At 41.2% G+C, this 17,200-nt stretch carries 10 protein-coding genes and 1 tRNA gene; 4 read left to right on the forward strand and 7 right to left on the reverse strand.

Going from position 1 to position 17,200, the window contains the following annotated elements; genetic code table 11:
- Positions 1-168 precede the first annotated feature (168 nt).
- On the reverse strand, positions 169-5,220 hold the full coding sequence (gene porU2, locus ACFEL9_RS01985; protein ID WP_385885659.1) for a putative type IX secretion system sortase PorU2: 5,052 nt from the start codon (positions 5,218-5,220) through the stop codon (positions 169-171).
- A 31-nt stretch (positions 5,221-5,251) separates the two neighbouring features.
- Positions 5,252-6,376 (reverse strand): putative type IX sorting system protein PorV2, encoded by a 1,125-nt coding sequence (locus ACFEL9_RS01990; protein WP_385885661.1) that lies wholly within the window; start codon positions 6,374-6,376, stop codon positions 5,252-5,254.
- A gap of 206 nt (positions 6,377-6,582) precedes the next feature.
- Between ACFEL9_RS01990 and tyrS the strand changes: the two genes are divergently transcribed.
- Both tyrS and ACFEL9_RS02000 read left to right on the forward strand, forming a co-directional pair.
- Positions 6,583-7,860: a tyrosine--tRNA ligase gene (gene tyrS, locus ACFEL9_RS01995; protein ID WP_385885663.1), complete on the forward strand. Its 1,278-nt coding sequence runs from the start codon at positions 6,583-6,585 to the stop codon at positions 7,858-7,860.
- Between the two features lie 13 nt (positions 7,861-7,873).
- Complete coding sequence (locus ACFEL9_RS02000; RefSeq protein WP_385885665.1) at positions 7,874-8,515, forward strand: alpha/beta hydrolase; 642 nt, start codon at positions 7,874-7,876, stop codon at positions 8,513-8,515.
- A 6-nt stretch (positions 8,516-8,521) separates the two neighbouring features.
- Here the strand turns inward: ACFEL9_RS02000 and ACFEL9_RS02005 are convergent, their stop codons facing one another.
- Positions 8,522-9,418, reverse strand: a complete 897-nt coding sequence (locus ACFEL9_RS02005) for a cyanophycinase (RefSeq protein WP_385885667.1) — start codon at positions 9,416-9,418, stop codon at positions 8,522-8,524.
- A 134-nt stretch (positions 9,419-9,552) separates the two neighbouring features.
- Positions 9,553-10,848 carry an aminotransferase class V-fold PLP-dependent enzyme gene (locus ACFEL9_RS02010; protein ID WP_385885669.1) on the reverse strand — a complete coding sequence of 432 codons (1,296 nt, stop codon included), beginning with the start codon at positions 10,846-10,848 and terminating at the stop codon, positions 9,553-9,555.
- A 249-nt stretch (positions 10,849-11,097) separates the two neighbouring features.
- Between ACFEL9_RS02010 and cphA the strand changes: the two genes are divergently transcribed.
- Positions 11,098-13,746, forward strand: a complete 2,649-nt coding sequence (gene cphA, locus ACFEL9_RS02015; RefSeq protein WP_385885671.1) for a cyanophycin synthetase — start codon at positions 11,098-11,100, stop codon at positions 13,744-13,746.
- A 96-nt stretch (positions 13,747-13,842) separates the two neighbouring features.
- Positions 13,843-13,913: transfer RNA gene (locus tag ACFEL9_RS02020), tRNA-Gln, on the forward strand.
- A gap of 104 nt (positions 13,914-14,017) precedes the next feature.
- On the opposite strand, the gene ACFEL9_RS02025 is transcribed toward ACFEL9_RS02020, so the two are convergent.
- The 3 genes from ACFEL9_RS02025 to rhaM are packed head-to-tail and all read right to left on the reverse strand — an operon-like array spanning position 14,018 to position 17,004.
- The gene (locus ACFEL9_RS02025) at positions 14,018-15,406 is read right to left on the reverse strand and encodes an FGGY-family carbohydrate kinase (RefSeq protein WP_385885673.1); all 1,389 of its coding nucleotides are present in this window, start codon (positions 15,404-15,406) and stop codon (positions 14,018-14,020) included.
- Positions 15,406-16,680 carry a sugar isomerase gene (locus ACFEL9_RS02030; protein ID WP_385885675.1) on the reverse strand — a complete coding sequence of 425 codons (1,275 nt, stop codon included), beginning with the start codon at positions 16,678-16,680 and terminating at the stop codon, positions 15,406-15,408. Before ACFEL9_RS02030 ends, ACFEL9_RS02025 begins: the two co-directional genes overlap by 1 nt.
- 9 nt (positions 16,681-16,689) lie before the next feature.
- Positions 16,690-17,004, reverse strand: coding sequence for an L-rhamnose mutarotase (gene rhaM / locus ACFEL9_RS02035; protein WP_385885677.1), 315 nt, complete (start codon positions 17,002-17,004; stop codon positions 16,690-16,692).
- Positions 17,005-17,200 lie beyond the last annotated feature (196 nt).

Below are 17,200 nucleotides of genomic sequence, written 5' to 3' on the forward strand. Positions count from 1 at the left end.
ATTTTCTTTGATATATTAATAAGTCTTTAGTTCCAGGTTTATTCCGGGAATATGTTACAGCAAAATCTTCACAAACTAAAGCTAGACGTAATTACATACTTTCAGAGACTCGAACTAATTGAGCTAGAAAAATAAAATTGCGTCATCTATAACATATTAAAAAACTTATTACCGCATTAAATACATCTTGCCATAGCCCTTATTGAAGAATTTATCCGTGTTATCATCTTTAGCCTTGTACTTATCCAGGGATTTACCGTTTAAATTGGTGATTACCCGGTACAAATATATACCGTTGGCTAACTTTTGCCCATATTGGTCGGTGCCATCCCACTTAAACTCGGTTATATTACGACCCACATGCAGTGGACCTAACTCATCCTTAGTTATCTCCCTTACAATCTTTCCAGTGATGGTCAATACCTGTATTCGTATATTTTGCGGCACTTCAGCTCCGGTAAGGGTGAATACAAATGCTGTGGACGTTGTAAAAGGATTGGGATAATTGAGCATATTTGAGATCATCGGCTTATTGATGATCGTAAACGCAACTTTATATTGCTGGCCGGCAAAATTACCACTATGGTCTTTGCCTGATACTATTAATTCATACTCACCATCTTCAGGGAAATATGGCCTGAAATTGACGCTTGCCGCATTCTCTGTACCTGATCCTTGCGTAGCTGGAATAAATTGCAGAGTATCATTACCATTAAAGAAAAAGCGCTTAATTTCTCCATTTGGGTATCTTATGTTCACAGTTACCAAGCTTGTATCATCCAGTGCCATCGAACTCATTTCATCAGTAAGCTTAATTAGTATCCCCGGTTTTGAAGAAACTATATCCCTGTTCAGAATGTGCGTACCATCGAAAGTTACATCCAATATCGGGTTTAGACTGTCGGGGATAACATATAAATTTCTAATGGCATAGTTGTTAAACAGATATTGTTCAGGCTGATCATTGTCAGGATTAAAGTTTACGAAAAGAGTATTTTGACCAGCCAAAGAGTCGACTGTTATGGGGACATTTAATTTGATCGTATCTCCGGCGATAAGGGGCTTTTGTTTGGAATTGAAAATGATTTTTTCAAAGTTATTCTTATCCGTAATTGTTACTTTTACCTTAACGCTGTCAAAATTTTCTTTACTCACGTTCTTAAATCCTATGCCAAAGTTGAACTGCTCATCTAATCCAACTGTATCTTTTAAACTTAAATAAATATTTGGCGCAATAACCCCTTCCGGAACCGGCTTGTAGGTGAGCATCCAATAACGCAACTGGTAAGGCGTAAAATGGTTATTATCCAAATTATGCATTCTCAGTTTTACGTAAGGATAATCAACCGCGTTTATAGAAGAGATGTCATAATCTTGTTCAGTGATGCCAAGGTTATTTATCAATAGTGTTTCAGTCCCATCTGTTTTTACCCCAAATATTTCAACTGTAGGACTGTCCCCGCCTGCAACATCAGACTTACCTCTCCAATGAAATTGGGTCCAGCTTTTTGCAGGTCCGATTTTCGGCGAAATAATGAAACCCAAAGAGTCGTTGGTGATACAGTTGACCGATAAACTAATTGGATCCAGAATACCATCACTAAGAACAAATTGGGTTGCCTGTTCTTGCTGTGCGTTTTTCTTATATACTAAACTAAATGCCCTCGGACGGTTTATGGAATCAATAGCTGTAAACCCTTGATTCCTTAACTCGGTATAGATACTATTTCCGACACCATATTTCACTTCGTCGTTCAACCAGTCAATTGCGTATTGATTCTGGTTTTGAGCCGATCTGAACTGATTACGCAATACTACAAAATTGCCATCAGGTATTAGTCTTAAAAACTGTAACGCACGATTTCGTCCGACGCTATCGTTTGAAAATTCGAAATTATATATCCTGCTGGGCGCACAGCCTGGATATAAACTACCATAAAGTCCACTTGTTGGCGTCACCACCTGATTCTTCCATGATTTGAAGGTATTCTTATCAAATACATTAAAAATTAAGCCATAATTGCAGGTATTTCGTATATATGATGAATCATTTACATTGACAACGAGCTGAGCCTCTTGAGTGATAGCGGTACCCCATATGCCATTTCTTATATGCAAGTTATTGGTGATCGGTATATAGCTCCATTGCCTGGAATCATCCAATTCGATCCGCGATTTTTCGGATTTGTCATGTTGGAAATAATGTGATTGCGAAAAACCAGGATTTCCGTTTTGTATATATTGAAAAGACGAGGTATTCCAAACTATATTTCCAGAAGTTACTGCCGAACCGACTCGCCAATAATAAACAGTGCTATCTGTAAAAGTAATACCTGGGGCAAATTCAAAAACGCCTCCAATTGATGTTAGTGTCCGGGAAACCTTGAATGGTGAATCAAACAGCTCAGTAGTATCTATCTCCATCACATAATCCCTACTCCTTGCAAAAGGATTGGCTGAAGATGCAACTAATTTTATATTTGGATCATTAATAATGGCAAAGCTATATGGATAGACTGGCTTTATATCATCTTCAATGATGTAAACATCTTTAGTAACAGTATTATTAGTTTCATAAAGCTCGTCCACGTTGTTTTCTGCATCAATGGTCACAGTTATTTTATTTAATCCTCTGTCCCTTAGAGCATCAATCGGAATCGTATAAGAAAGAGAATCAGAGAATTTTGTAAACCGGATCGTATCCCTTCTGATTACTTCTACGGTTTGATCAGGGTGTGTCCGTTTTAACTCTACAACGATATCTTTATTAATCGCCCTGCCAATATTCATAAAACTGGCATTCACTTTAAAAATGGAATCTGAAACAGAAATAAATGAAGGAGATACTTTAACCAGTGGCTCCTCAATTACATAATCTGGTTTTTCAAAATTGTAGAGTCGTATAGCTGGGTCACCGTGTAACGTAAATTGTTCACATTGAAATCTTGCATAAAAGTCATTTTCAGTGGTAAGGCCAAACACCTCCCTGATTGCTTCATCCATAATTTCTCCCAAAGTGGCGCCATATTTTGCAACGGAAATGGCATTGTAATTTCTGCTATTATAAATGTCGAGGTAGTGAACAATGCCTAAATGAGTGCTGGCCAGAAAGGCGATAGCCCCCCTTTCCTTTGCCAATACAAATCTTTCGGAAATAGTCTCCTTGGTCGAGAACCTCGCTACATTATAGTTATAGAAACTTCCGGCATTACATCCCATTACGATAAAGACAGGATATTTACCCTGGTTATTGTATGCCTGGGGATTATCGAGGTTAAACTCCAGCGTACTGGCTGAAGAATGTCCGAAATAGGTAAGAATTCCTATCCCTTCTTTAAAAAGATTTTCCAAACGAAGGCTGCTTACCTGCTGTACTGCATCGGCAGAGCTTTTTGTAAAGGTGGTAACATTACCCGCGTACGAGGTATCTTCAATAATCTTTTTATGCCCATTCAAGGCTTCTAATAATATATCAGATGTATTATTGTCACTAGCCCCTGTTACATGAACGATATTTTTCATCCATGCTTTATCCGCAATTCCCGGGGAGGTAAATGTTTGAACCTGCTCATATTGTTTCACCTTTTCAAGGTAATCAACGAGTTCCTGTTTATTAATGACAGATATACGGCCGATTGGGGTTAGAGGAACAGAACTACTTCCTACAGCACTTAACAGGTTATCGGATGCAGGATTTCCAAAAGTTGGCACCAGGCCTAATTTATCCATATCAGGATTACTTTCCTGCGCCCTAAACTGTGTATAGACAACACCCTTACCTATCAATAAGACACTTTTCAGCGGAGAAGAATAGTTAGCTCTGGCCCATTTCAAAAAATTGCGGATCGATAGCGGATGTTTTTTTATACCGAAAGCGAATTGGTCAACCAACTGATCGATGTTAAACACTTTTGCATTATACCCCCCACCCTGTGGTGAACTTCTATAAGTCCGGTAGTCCTCAACAGGATCAGTTCCTCCACTTGCAGCTGTTAATACCGGATGAGTAATTATCAAATAGTTACCCTGATTAGCCGTGATTTTATAATCTATAAAATTGCGTTGCTCAAATGATATAACACTTTTAATATTAGTTGCCGCCTGGCTTACTAAAACCAATTTCCTATCGACTGAAGATGGCTGCAAAACAATTTTTAATTGAGACGCCGTACTCGTATTTGCTTCATATCGTTTACCGTTCGTTAAATCATAAAGTATGGGAGCCCCGCCGCTATAATTAAACCCTGTAATGACAAGATTATTCCCCGCGGTATTTGCGGGCAATTCAAAATAAAAATTAGCAGTTCCTGTAAAATTATAAAGACGCGGATAGGTTAGTTCAATTTGGGCAACCACCATTCGATCAGATGGTTTGGTGCATAAATTTGTAACCTGGAAACTGGCACTGCCACTGCTTAATAAAGTATTGGGTACCGTTCCCGAAACCTTCACATAGTCATAGTAATCCATTGCGGCTCCCAAAATAGAGTCACCATTTAACCTTAACCTGAAATTTCTCGCATTTGTTGCATTTCCTGCCGCATTTATTTTAACTACCGGGTCTGGTGCCCCGGCGCCTGTATATGGTCTTAAATTAGCAATATTAGACGTGATTGACGCACCATTGGCAATATCGCCGCTAGTATAGCCTTCTCCCATGTCGTACGAGGAAGAATATGTGTATGAACTTCCCACCAATTCCTGCCGGCCAATATTTATTTTATTTTTATAATATACTCCTGTTGTATACATGAAATAAGGATCTGCAGGAAGTGTGCTGCCTGCTACGTCATTGATGGTTGGAATAAGACGTAAATTGTTTCCGTTAGGATTAACAGTAAGAAAAAAAGCTGCGGTATCTGTTTGTAAACTCCATTTATCATTCATTTGATAATCTGGCTGGCGATATAATGGCAAATCGGCTTTCCCATCATTCATTTCACCCCAAAACTCTATATAGCCATTTGCACCTAATGGCCCGTTTTGAACTGATGTATATAATGGTATTTCTTTTCCATTTCTCCAGAGTTGAAAATGGTCGGCGTTCGTGTTGTCCAGCCCTATCGATGCGAGAGAGGTCTGATTAATGCGATACAGGCCCGTTGAACCAACTTTAAACTTATAATAGGTTTTATTGTAATCAATCCATTCATTATTGTAAACTTGTGCCCCTGCATGCAACGAGGCAATTGTCAACAATAAAAGCAAAATTCGTTTCATTCAACTTGGTTTATTGGTGGTACAGATGGTATTATTTTTTCTTCTTCTTTTTTTTAGTTTTTTGATCAACCATATCAAACCGCAGTGAAAATACGTGAGTGAACAGGGGATTAGATTGGTTGGCCAGGTTGGCAAACGCATAATCAATCGTCACACTTTGTACTTTAAATCCAGCCCCGGCACTTGGTTGATATATCCAAACTTTTTTCTGGTTGAGGGTATCTTCGTCAGCAAGAGCTCGTTGGAAATTATTGATCCCGGCTCTTAGAAAAAACACATTATTTACGTTCAGCTCCAATCCAAGTTTTGGATCGGCACTAACCGGATCGGCGCTGATCAGTGTATTTCGCTGTCCGTCAAATGTGAGGTCCAAATTAGCTTCGGCCAGCAGGCTTGTTTTTTTGCTTAACTGAAATTCCCGGGCTGCGCCTAATACTAAACGGGGCGCTGTCATTTCCGTCGACTTAACGGGTATTTCATTGTTGGTAAGATATAGGGCTTCTTTTTCTCTTTCAGTAAAAGTGAACGACCAGGCGTTGAACGTAGTTGTAATATCACGGCCAACTACACCAAATCGCCATTTCCCCTGTTGGACCTGAAGTCCGGCGTCAATTCCAAAACCCCAGGCTTTAGCAAACTTTCCTACGTTTCGGTGTATGATTTTTGCATTGACACCAAACTGAACTTTTTTCTTTTCAGTATCTTTTAATCGTTGAGCAAAAGATAGAAGGAAGGCATAATCCGCAGACGAAAAAGCTTGAATATTGTTGTAATTAATAGATCCATCTGGCTCTACCAGGAACAAGGTATTCATGATATCATCCACGGCAAATCTTAATCCTGTGATCGCAAATGTCCTTTTGTTATTGACAGAAGGGAACGCAATACTGGCAAAATCATATTTGCCGATACCGGCAAAATATTCGGCATGCATCAGGTTTACCTGTGTGTTTTCTTTTACTCCCACCAGGCCAGCAGGGTTCCAATAACCAGCGGTACCATCGTTGACAGAAGAAACTTGAGCACTACCCATTGAAAGCCCCCTGGCTCCTGCCCCAATATTTAAAAACTCGTTGGAATATTTACGAAACTGTGCGGATGCAGCAATAGAGATAAGGGTTGCTAATAGGGTCACGCAAAATCGAGGCGACTTCATTCGGGCTAATTTTCTTATAAGCAATTAATAAGGACGGTTTTACAGGGCTAAGCCGCCTGTAAAACTAATCTTTCAATTTGTAAATCCTATGGGTTTCAAAATGAAAAAACATAACAACTGAAAACGAATGCGTTAGAAAAATATTGTATTTACCGGCTGCTTTAATCTTCTGCCTTACTTTTGTCGCAAAATTTGAATTTATACCAATGAACCTGATCGAAGAATTACGCTGGCGAGGGATGATCCGTGATATTATGCCCGGTACAGAAGAGCAGTTAGATAAAGAAATGACAACGGCCTATATCGGCTTTGACCCTACCGCTGAAAGCTTACATATCGGCAGCCTCGTACCCATACTTTTATTGGTTCACCTTCAAAAAGCAGGTCATAAACCGATTGCACTGGTGGGTGGAGCCACCGGTATGGTAGGTGATCCAAGCGGAAAAAGCGAAGAAAGAAATTTGCTGGACGAGGCTACCCTGACCCGGAATATTGCCGGCGTAAAAAGCCAGTTGGAAAAATTCCTGGACTTTGATCCGGCAAAACCCAATGCTGCTGAAATGGCTAATAACTATGATTGGTTTAAAAATATTTCCTTCATCGATTTTTTGCGGGATACAGGCAAGCATATTACCGTCAACTATATGATGGCAAAGGACAGTGTTAAAAAAAGGATTGAAGGGGAAGTGGGTATGAGTTATACAGAATTTGCATATCAGTTAATGCAGGGCTACGATTTTTACTGGCTGTATAAAAATAAAAACTGCAAACTACAGATGGGTGGTAGCGACCAATGGGGCAATATCACTACCGGCACTGAACTGGTGCGCCGAAAAGCAGGTGGCGAGGCCTTTGCTTTTACCTGCCCCCTGATTACAAAAGCAGATGGCACCAAATTTGGAAAAACCGAAAGTGGAAATGTATGGCTGGATCCGAATCGTACTTCACCGTACCAATTCTACCAATTTTGGTTAAATGCAAGTGATGAAGATGCCACTAACTGGATTAAGATCTTTACTTTTTTATCTCAAAGCGAAATTGAGGCTATTTTAGAAGAACATCAATTAGATGCCGCCAAACGTATTTTGCAAAAACGCCTGGCTGAGGAGGTAACTATTTTCGTGCATGGCAAAGAGGAATATGAAAAGGCAGTAGAAACAACACAAAAATTATTTGCGGGTCAATCGGCACCGGTTGAAAGTTTAAGTGTCGAAGATTTGGAAGGAATGGAGGGAGTTGTTAAATCAGATTTTACCAAACAAAAATTAGAAACCGGCATCGATATTGTTTCACTTTTAGCTGAAACAGGCATTTTTCCAAGTAAAGGTGAAGCAAGAAAAATGGTGCAAAGTGGCGGCATTAGTATCAACCGAAAAAAAGTTGAAGATGTGCAAATGGTCATTAGCCAATCGTTGTTGCTTCACGACAAATATTTATTGGTTCAAAAGGGAAAGAAAAATTACTACCTGGTAAAGGCTGTTTAATAACAGTTACTTTATGCAAAAAGTATATTTCATAAGTGGCCTGGGGGCGGATAGCAGAGCATTTTCTTTATTAGACCTGTCCTTTTGTGAGGCAGTATTCGTTGATTGGATAAAGCCAGTACCTAACGAATCATTAGAAGGTTATGCCCTAAGACTTCGAAAGCTAATTCCGGATGATCATCCAAGCATTATCGGCGTTTCATTTGGCGGTATGCTTGCAACCGAAATGGCCAAAGCTGATGATAGGGTAAATGCGATTATTATCGCCAGCAATAAGTCGGCAGATGAATTTCCCTTTTACCTTCGTATAGGAAAATATTTGCCCCTGTATAAATGGCTACCGACGGTTTTGATAAGAATTAGTTACCGGTTCAAATGGCTATTTGGCGTCAACGATAAAAAACATACTCAACTACTGGCCGCTATTCTGGCTGACGTAAATCCCGCCTTTCTCAAATGGGCGATTGGCGCCATTCTGAGCTGGAAGGGCAAAACTATCCCTCCAAACGTAAAACATATTCATGGCACGGCTGATAAGTTGCTGCCGTTTCGCTATGTGAAAGCTGATTTTATGATTGAAGGCGGCACACATTTAATGTCGATCAACAATCCCCGGGAAATTTCTTCTTTACTGAAACGCTTAATTCAACATTAATGGGTATCATTCCACGTTCACCTGTTTCTTGATCACCGCACCTTCACTTGCTTCCGGTAAGAATTTTCGTTCATTGATCAGGTAGCCATTCCCTTTTTCACAAAAATGTACCTTGATATTTTCAATGCTGACGGGATTACCATCCGGTATATCTGCGAAATTGGAATGCATAATTTCATGACCGTCGATGATGACAACCAATCCGCTACCAATGGCTTCCATTTTATTACCCCCTTCTGTGATGAGCATTCCGGTATCCTCACCCAATCCGATACCAATACAGCCCGGGTTACCCGCTACAGCCTGGGCTAATCGCCCGAAACGCCCCCGCTTTTCAAAATGTGAATCGATGATTAAGGTAGAAATAAACCCAAGCCCTGTTGTAATCTTCACTTCTCCTTTCAAATGAGCCCTGGTTGCGTTGCCTTCATAAATCATGGTATTGCTCATCGCCATGGCACCGGCACTGGTACCCGCTACTACGAAATTTTCTTCCTGGTAACGTCTCTTTATAATTCGCAAGAACTCGGTACCGCCATTATTGGCACTTAAGCGTAACTGATTTCCGCCACTAAACATTACCGCATCGCAACTACGAATCCGGTCAAGATATTCAGCTTTCATCGTATCCTGGCGGTTACGAATATGCATTACGTCCACGTTAGTACAACCTATTTTACCGAAAGCATTGAGGTAATTTTCACCCACTTCATAGGGTATCATCGAGGCTGTGGTGACCACTTCAATGCGGGATGAGGGACCTCCGGCTTCCTCTACGATTCGACGAAGAATGCCTAATTCAAAAAAATTTAAATTACTGCGATGAATTTCTCCTGTTTCCAGGTCTGTTCCTTTGTCTTCAGCACCGCCAACAGCGATTAGTTTTCCTTTAGGATGGCCCATTCAAGCTCATTTGGTAAGCAACAAATGTAAAAGAAAATCGATTTAATGAAAAGATAATAAACGCAGACATGTGGAAAAGTGAATTTGTTGCGCCTGTTTGATTGAAGAAGTTTGATACCGACTATTGATTGTAGTTAGCTTTTCGAAAAAGCAATAATACCTTCTACCAATTCATCAAGATTTTTTGTAGTAGTATAAACATTGGGAGTGATCCTCACTCCCTTTATATTTTCCCATTCAATACTTACTGTATGGATCTTATATTTTTCAAATAGAAATTTTTCCAGGTCCACCGGCTTCTTTCCTTCCACCATAATGTTGCCAATAGCGCAACCAAATTTCGGTTGTAATGATGTGTTTAATTTTATTGTCGGCATGCCTTTCAATTTTTCCATCCAATAATTTTTCAGGTAGTGAAGGCGTTTCTCTTTTCTCTCACTACCTATCATATCGTGAAAGACAATCGCCTCTCCTATTGCCTGCTCAATAAAAAAGGGTCTTGTTCCAAGCGTTTCAAATTTGCGGATATCATCACGCAATGGGTCTTCACCACTGGCAAATAACGGGTATACCTTTTTGATGTTTTCTTTTTTTACATATAGCATACCTGTGCCGATGGGCGCATATAACCATTTGTGCAAGCTTGTCGCAAAATAATCAGCTCCGAGATCAGGAATTTTAAAATCAAACTGCGCAAAACTGTGCGCCCCATCCACAATCACATCGATACCTTTTTTATGCGCTTCATCGGCGATTTTCCGGACAGGCAATATTTGCCCATTCCAGTTGATGACATGTGTAATATGTACCACTTTCGTTTTAGAAGTAAAAGCATTGACGTACTGTTGCACCAAATAATTTTCATCTTCTGATGGCAATTCGAGATTTATCCATTTGATTTTTATTCCATCTCTTTTCTCCCGCTGCTTGTATGCGTTAATCATATTGGGATAATCCTGTTTAGAAGCCACAACTTCATCCCCGGCTTTTAATTGCAAGCCAAATATGATTGTTTCCAGGCCCTCAGATGAATTACGGTTGATCGCAATCTCTTCTGCCCAGCAACCAGCAAGCCTTGCCAGGTTTTTCCTCAATGGTTCACGTCCCAGATCCAATACACGCCACATAAAATAACTGGGTGCTTCATTGGTCATGTCATAGTAACGCTTCATGGCGTCCTGCACTGTTTTAGGAGCAGGCGACACACCACCATTGTTCAAATTGATAAGACCACTCGCCGGGGTGAAAGATTGCTGAATATAATACCAGAAATCTTCTTCAGTAGATAGTTTATCAGCTGGCACAGCTTTGGCATTTTGAATTGCCTGGTCCAGATCTTTTGCCCACAAAGGCTGTGTAACAGAAGTAAGAAATGCACTGGTGGTTATTGCTCCCGCTTTTTGCAGAAAATTCCGGCGGCTGTTCGGCATGGCGACTTGTTTTGACTAAATGTAATTAAAAACTCTCTTGAAGAACAATATAACAACACACAAATTATCTTTTTGACCGGCTTTCATTACACTGGCTACTTAACAGAAAAAAAACTAACTTACCATAAAAGCAATCACAGATGAAACCGGGCATGATTTTGTTCGCACACAGGGGAATGATTATTTGCAAGGTACTCCCGACAATAATCGGGACAGGCATCAGCCCAAAAAATAATAAAAAATAAACTGATGAAAATACTGGAGATAAAAGTATTGAGGGGCCCTAACTATTGGAGTGTTCGCCGGCCCAAACTGATTCAGATGAAACTTGACCTGGAAGAACTGGAGCAGAGACCCACCAATATCATAGGAGGCTTCAGGCAAAGACTTGAAAATTTAATACCCTCTTTATACGAGCATCGCTGTAGTGAAGGTGCACCCGGAGGTTTTTTTAGCCGGGTGGAAGAAGGCACCTGGATGGGCCATGTTATTGAACACATCGCCCTGGAAATTCAAACACTGGCAGGCATGGATTGTGGTTTTGGCCGCACAAGAAGCACCGGCGAAAAAGAAGGCGTGTACTATGTCATCTTTGACTATATGGAAGAAGATGCCGGGGTGTATGCGGCAAAGGCTGCGGTAAGGATTGCACAGGCATTGATTGATGGAACTGATTACAGTCTCGATGAAGATGTACAGACCATGCGGGAGATCAGGGAAGACACACGTCTGGGCCCTTCTACCGGCTGTATTGTTGAAGAAGCAGCCAAACGGGGCATTCCTTACATACGTCTCAATAAACAAAGTCTTGTTCAGTTGGGTTATGGTGTTCACCAAAAAAGAATAAGAGCTACCATTGCTTCAACTACTTCTAATATTGGGGTGGATATTGCCTGCGATAAAGAAGAAACAAAAAATTTGCTCGAAGCTGCGGAGGTGCCCGTACCGAAGGGTGTTGTGATAAGAACGGAAACAGGATTGGATGACGCCATAGAAAGATTAGGATATCCGCTGGTCATAAAACCCATCGACGGTAATCATGGAAAAGGGAACACCACTAATATTGTTAACCGCGAACAAGCACAAAAGGCATTTGAAGCAGCCAAAGAATATGGCAGGAATGTTATTGTTGAAAAATTTATCACCGGCTTTGATTTCAGGGCGTTAGTTGTCAACTACAAATTTATTTGTGCGGCCCTTCGCACTCCTGCCGCTGTTACCGGTGATGGTATCAACACCATACAATACCTGATTAATGAAATAAATAAGGATCCGCGGCGTGGATACGGACATGAAAAAGTGTTGACCCAAATCACCATCGATCAGTTTACCCAAAAGATGCTGGACGATGCCGGTTACACCCTGGAAACAGTGCCCAAACACGGCGAATTGGTTTTATTAAAACCTACAGCAAATCTCTCGACCGGAGGCACATCGACTGATGTAACAGATGAAGTGCATCCGGCTAACATATTTATGTTTGAACGTATAGCCCGTATCATAGGCCTGGATATCTGCGGTATTGATATTATGGCGAAAGATTTGCGTACTCCTGTTGTAGAGTCGGGTGGAGCAATATTGGAAGTGAATGCAGCTCCCGGTTTCCGGATGCATATCGACCCATCGGAAGGATTGCCAAGAAACGCTGCTGAGCCAGTAGTGGACATGCTTTTTCCCAAGGGAAGCATTGGCCGGATACCCATTATTGCTATAACAGGTACAAATGGGAAAACCACCACCACCCGACTCTCAGCGCATATTGCCAAAAGCGCTGGCAAAAAAGTGGGATACACCACATCAGATGGCGTATATATCCAAAACCAGATGATGATGAAAGGCGACTGTACCGGCCCGGTGAGTTCGTCATTTGTTTTAAAGGATCCCACAGTTGATTTTGCGGTATTGGAATGTGCCAGGGGTGGCATTTTAAAAGCAGGATTGGCCTTTCAGCATTGCGATGTAGCCATTGTCACAAACGTAGCGGCAGATCATATTGGACTGGGCGGCATCAATACGGTTGAACAAATGGCAAAGGTAAAAGCAGTGGTGCCTGAAACTGTTTTTCCGCATGGCTATGCCGTATTGAATGCTGATGACGACCTTGTCTATAAAATGAAAGATGGATTGAAATGTAATATTGCATTGTTCAGCATGGATGAAAAAAATCCACGCATTAAAAAACATTGTGCCACGGGTGGGCTTGCGGCCGTATATGAGAACGGTTATGTCAGTATCATGAAAGGCACCTGGAAAATTAGGGTCTCGAATGTAAAAGACATTCCCATCACTTTTGAGGGTAAGGCTATTCACAATATTGCAAACGTCTTGCCGGCAGTGCTGGCCACTTATTTGTATCGTGACATTACCATTGAGGATATCAGGCAAGGGTTATTAACTTTTGTTCCTTCTTCATTGCAAACCCCGGGAAGGTTAAACTTTTTCCAATTTAAAAACTTTACATTCCTCGCTGACTTCGCTCATAATCCACATGGCCTTCGGCTCCTGTGCGACTTCATCAGTAAGCTGGACTATAGAAGCCGCGTGGGAATAATAAGCGGTACCGGTGACAGACGGGATGAAGATATCCGTGAACTGGGAGAAATATCAGCGCAGTATTTTGATGAAATAATTATCCGCTGCGACAAAAACTTAAGGGGTCGTACTGCAGATGATATTATTAATTTATTAAAACAAGGACTCGATAAAGTAAATCCTGAAATCCCCACCATAGTCATTCCGAATGAGAACGAGGCGTTGGAATATGCGTATGCCAATGCGAGACCGGGAACCCTGGTAACCATCATGTGCGACGTGGTGGCAGGAGCTTTGGATAAAATTCGGGAGCTTAAAGAAAAAGAAGACACAGAGGAGAAAATAGCTTCAGCCAACCAGGTGTAAAACAGACAAAAAGCTCATTTTTTCATCAAAAAACCATTTGGCAGGAATCCAGTCAACCCTTATTTTTGCACTCCCAAAATAAATTTGGTATCGGATTGACCCATGGTGTAATGGTAGCACTACAGATTTTGGTTCTGTCTGTTAAGGTTCGAATCCTTATGGGTCAACAAAATAATCAAATAGCCGCTCGTAATAGCGGCTTTATTTTTTCCAGGATCAACATATAATAAAAATCTGTTTGCTATTCCAGGCGTCCACTTCTCGCCTGCTTTTATCCTGACACTTTAGCTTGATTGACGGAAAACAATTTCAACCGGATAATGTCCGCAGGCAGAGGCTTTTTGTTCCAGTGAGGATGAATGGCCAACGCTGCACCCAGGGCACTGGCCTGAGCTACCGAGGCCGCATAAACTTCTATCGCCGGAAAAGCTTTTGCGAGTAAATACATATAAATGGGGTTTTTGCTGAACCCGCCATCTACAAATATTCGTTTTACCGTTGTTCCCTTCAACACAAGGCTCGTACTTTTTACCTGCTGCTGGATAATATCAGCGATCAGTTGATGATATGCTTCCTCGTAGTTCGAAAATTTGGCAAGATCTCTTCCCGCAAATGCTGATTGTCCAACCATGACCTTGTCACTCAATCCTTGTACTTTTTGAGTCAATGGTTTTAATTTTTTCAACAGTTCTGTATCGCATTTAACGCCTGAATAAAAATCGGAAGCTACATTAAAATGCGCCGCTAACCTTTTTACCTGTTGTTCATGCTCATAGCCTGCGAATAGCCGGGACGCTTTTACCGGCTTCCTCTCATACGATAAATAGCAAAGACAATCGTGGTTTAATTCGTTGTTGGTTAGCTGTGCATGGTTAAACGGATTTAAACTAATACACCAGGTTCCTGTTGACAATAAAATAAAGGGTTCGTTAAAGGAAGCCAGGTAAGGTATCAATGCTGCGGAACTGTCGTGTAATCCTGACCCGGACGGAATTCGTTGTTCTGCATATCCGGCAATCTCTGTGCAATCTAAAATTGGCGCAAACTTATCTTCGATACCCTCCGCCTTTACCCACCGGTGATACCTTTTATATTGAAAGTTCCAAAGAGCGGTGTGACAACCGACGCTTGTAATGTCAGTGTGTATACCGGATGTAAGAATATGGCTCAGGTATTGAGGTAAATGCAAAGCCCATCTGATCTGTGCAAAGAAAGCGGGCTTTTCATGTTTCAGGCGATATAGTTGCATCCCCGAGTTCAAATTACCTAATACAGGCGAAGCAGTTTGTCGTGCAATAGCGCTTTCCGTTCCGTAAGTATTGTAAAATTGTTTTTGAAGTTCAGCGGAATATGGCTTGAGGTAATTATACAATGGACCAATAACTTCCAGATCATTATTTAAATACACAAAGCTTGCACCGTAAGCAGAAAAATTTACGGCCCTGATGTCAAATCTTTTATCGCCTAACAATGCAATAAAAGAATCTTTCACCCATTTGGTTAATACAGCCACATCTTCACAGGCAAATCCATCTTCATCTTTTATTTCTTCAAATTGCCTGCTCTCTTCATATATCAGTTTGTACTGTTCGTCAAACAAAACCAGTTTCTTATTGGTTTTGCCAACATCAAATATGGCTATAGCTGGAGTTCTTTTCATCACAATCCGGTTGCAACTGTTTTAGTACCTCTTTCTTTTATCAGCTGCTCTCTTATTTTTAAATCACGGAAGAACTGCAATGGCTGAAGGGCGGCACCGCTTCTCAGTCTTGCTTCGGCTACCAGCGGCCGCAAATCTGTCCGAAATGTATTTTGTAATATTTCCTGCGCTACTACCACGTCATTACTCTCCTGTGCCGCAGTTAAACTTTTTCTATCCACCGTCAAGGCCTGTGCATAGGCCAGCATGATGGCTTCAACGGACTGCAACAAATCTTCCAGCGGATCTTTCACATTATGGCTGGCATCGATCATCCATCCAAGATCCTTCGCATGATCCATGCCCTTTGCATCCATACCTTCTACCAATTCATTAAAAATTAAAAAGAGCTGGTATGGTTTTATGCTTCCTACCGTCAGATCATCATCGCCATATTTACTGTCATTAAAGTGAAAGCCTGCCAACTTGCCTTCCATTAATAATAAAGAAACGATTTGCTCAATATTGGCATTGGGTAAATGATGACCGAGATCGACTAATGTATAAGCTTTTGGTCCCAGTTTGTTTGCATACAATAATGACTGCCCCCAATCCCCTACCGTCATGGAATAAAAGTTTGGTTCAAACGCTTTATACTCTACAAACACCTTCCAATTATGCGGCAGCGCAGCATATATTTCCTGCAAGCTCTCCAGCGTATTTTGAAAGGCCTTCCTGAAATTTAATTGACCGGGAAAACAACTGCCGTCACTGAGCCAAACCGTCAATGATTCTGAACCCAACTCGACACCATGCCTGATCACTTCGATATTGTGTTCGATAGCTTGTTTACGAACAGATTTGTCAACGTGTTGCAATGAACCAAATTTGTAACTACGTTCCTGGTCCTTCTGGTCCTGGAATGTATTGGAGTTAACAGCATCGAACCGCAATCCTAATTGCGCCGCTAACGCCTTGATGGACGCATAATTTTCGGGGATATCCCAGGGAATATGCAGCGAAATAGCTCCGCTTGATTGATTCAAAGCATGCAACAATCCCACATCTTCCATCTTCTCTTCCAGGTTGCCGGGTTCACCGGAGCCGGAGAATCTTCCGAAGCGGGTGCCACCAGTACCGAGGGCCCAACTGGGAATCGCCACATTAAAGTCCATCAATTTTTGGAGTACTGCATCTATATTCTTTATATCTGCAGCCAGGAATTCAAACTTTCTTTTATGATCTGCCAGCAATGGCTGGTTAAACTCCTGTATTTTATACTTTTCAATTTGCATAGCAATCTTTTATGGTAAATAAAACACTTCTTTCAATGGGATATTGACGGGTGAGTTATCATCGTTTGTTTCCATGAGATCCTTCATATAGGCCCACCATTTCTGCATCACCGGGTGTTTGGGCAACTCTTCCAGTTGACCCGCATCTTTTATTGTAAGATAACCAAACAAATCATTGGTTTCATCATCGAGAAATATCGAATAATCGCTGATGCCGGCTTGCTTTAACAAGGCCGCCAACTCCGGCCATAAAGCATCGTGTCTTTTTTTGTATTCTGCTTCATAGCCTTTGAAAAGTTTCATTTTAAACGCAACCCGACGCATAATTGATTTTTGACTTTTGATACCAACTTTAGTAACTCCGATTGAGTCCCGATACCTATCTGGATTGCAACGCTCCCTTCTCCCGATTTTATCGGGACTATTCGCTACTGAGGGAGATCGAAGTAGCGGCAACCCACCCCAATTTGCTACAGCATTTAGTCTCCTAATTTCGCCCCTCCGAGGAAGGGAAGTGTCC

It is taken from the genome of Terrimonas alba, assembly GCF_042434975.1.
Taxonomy (GTDB): Bacteria; Bacteroidota; Bacteroidia; order Chitinophagales; family Chitinophagaceae; genus Terrimonas_B; species Terrimonas_B alba.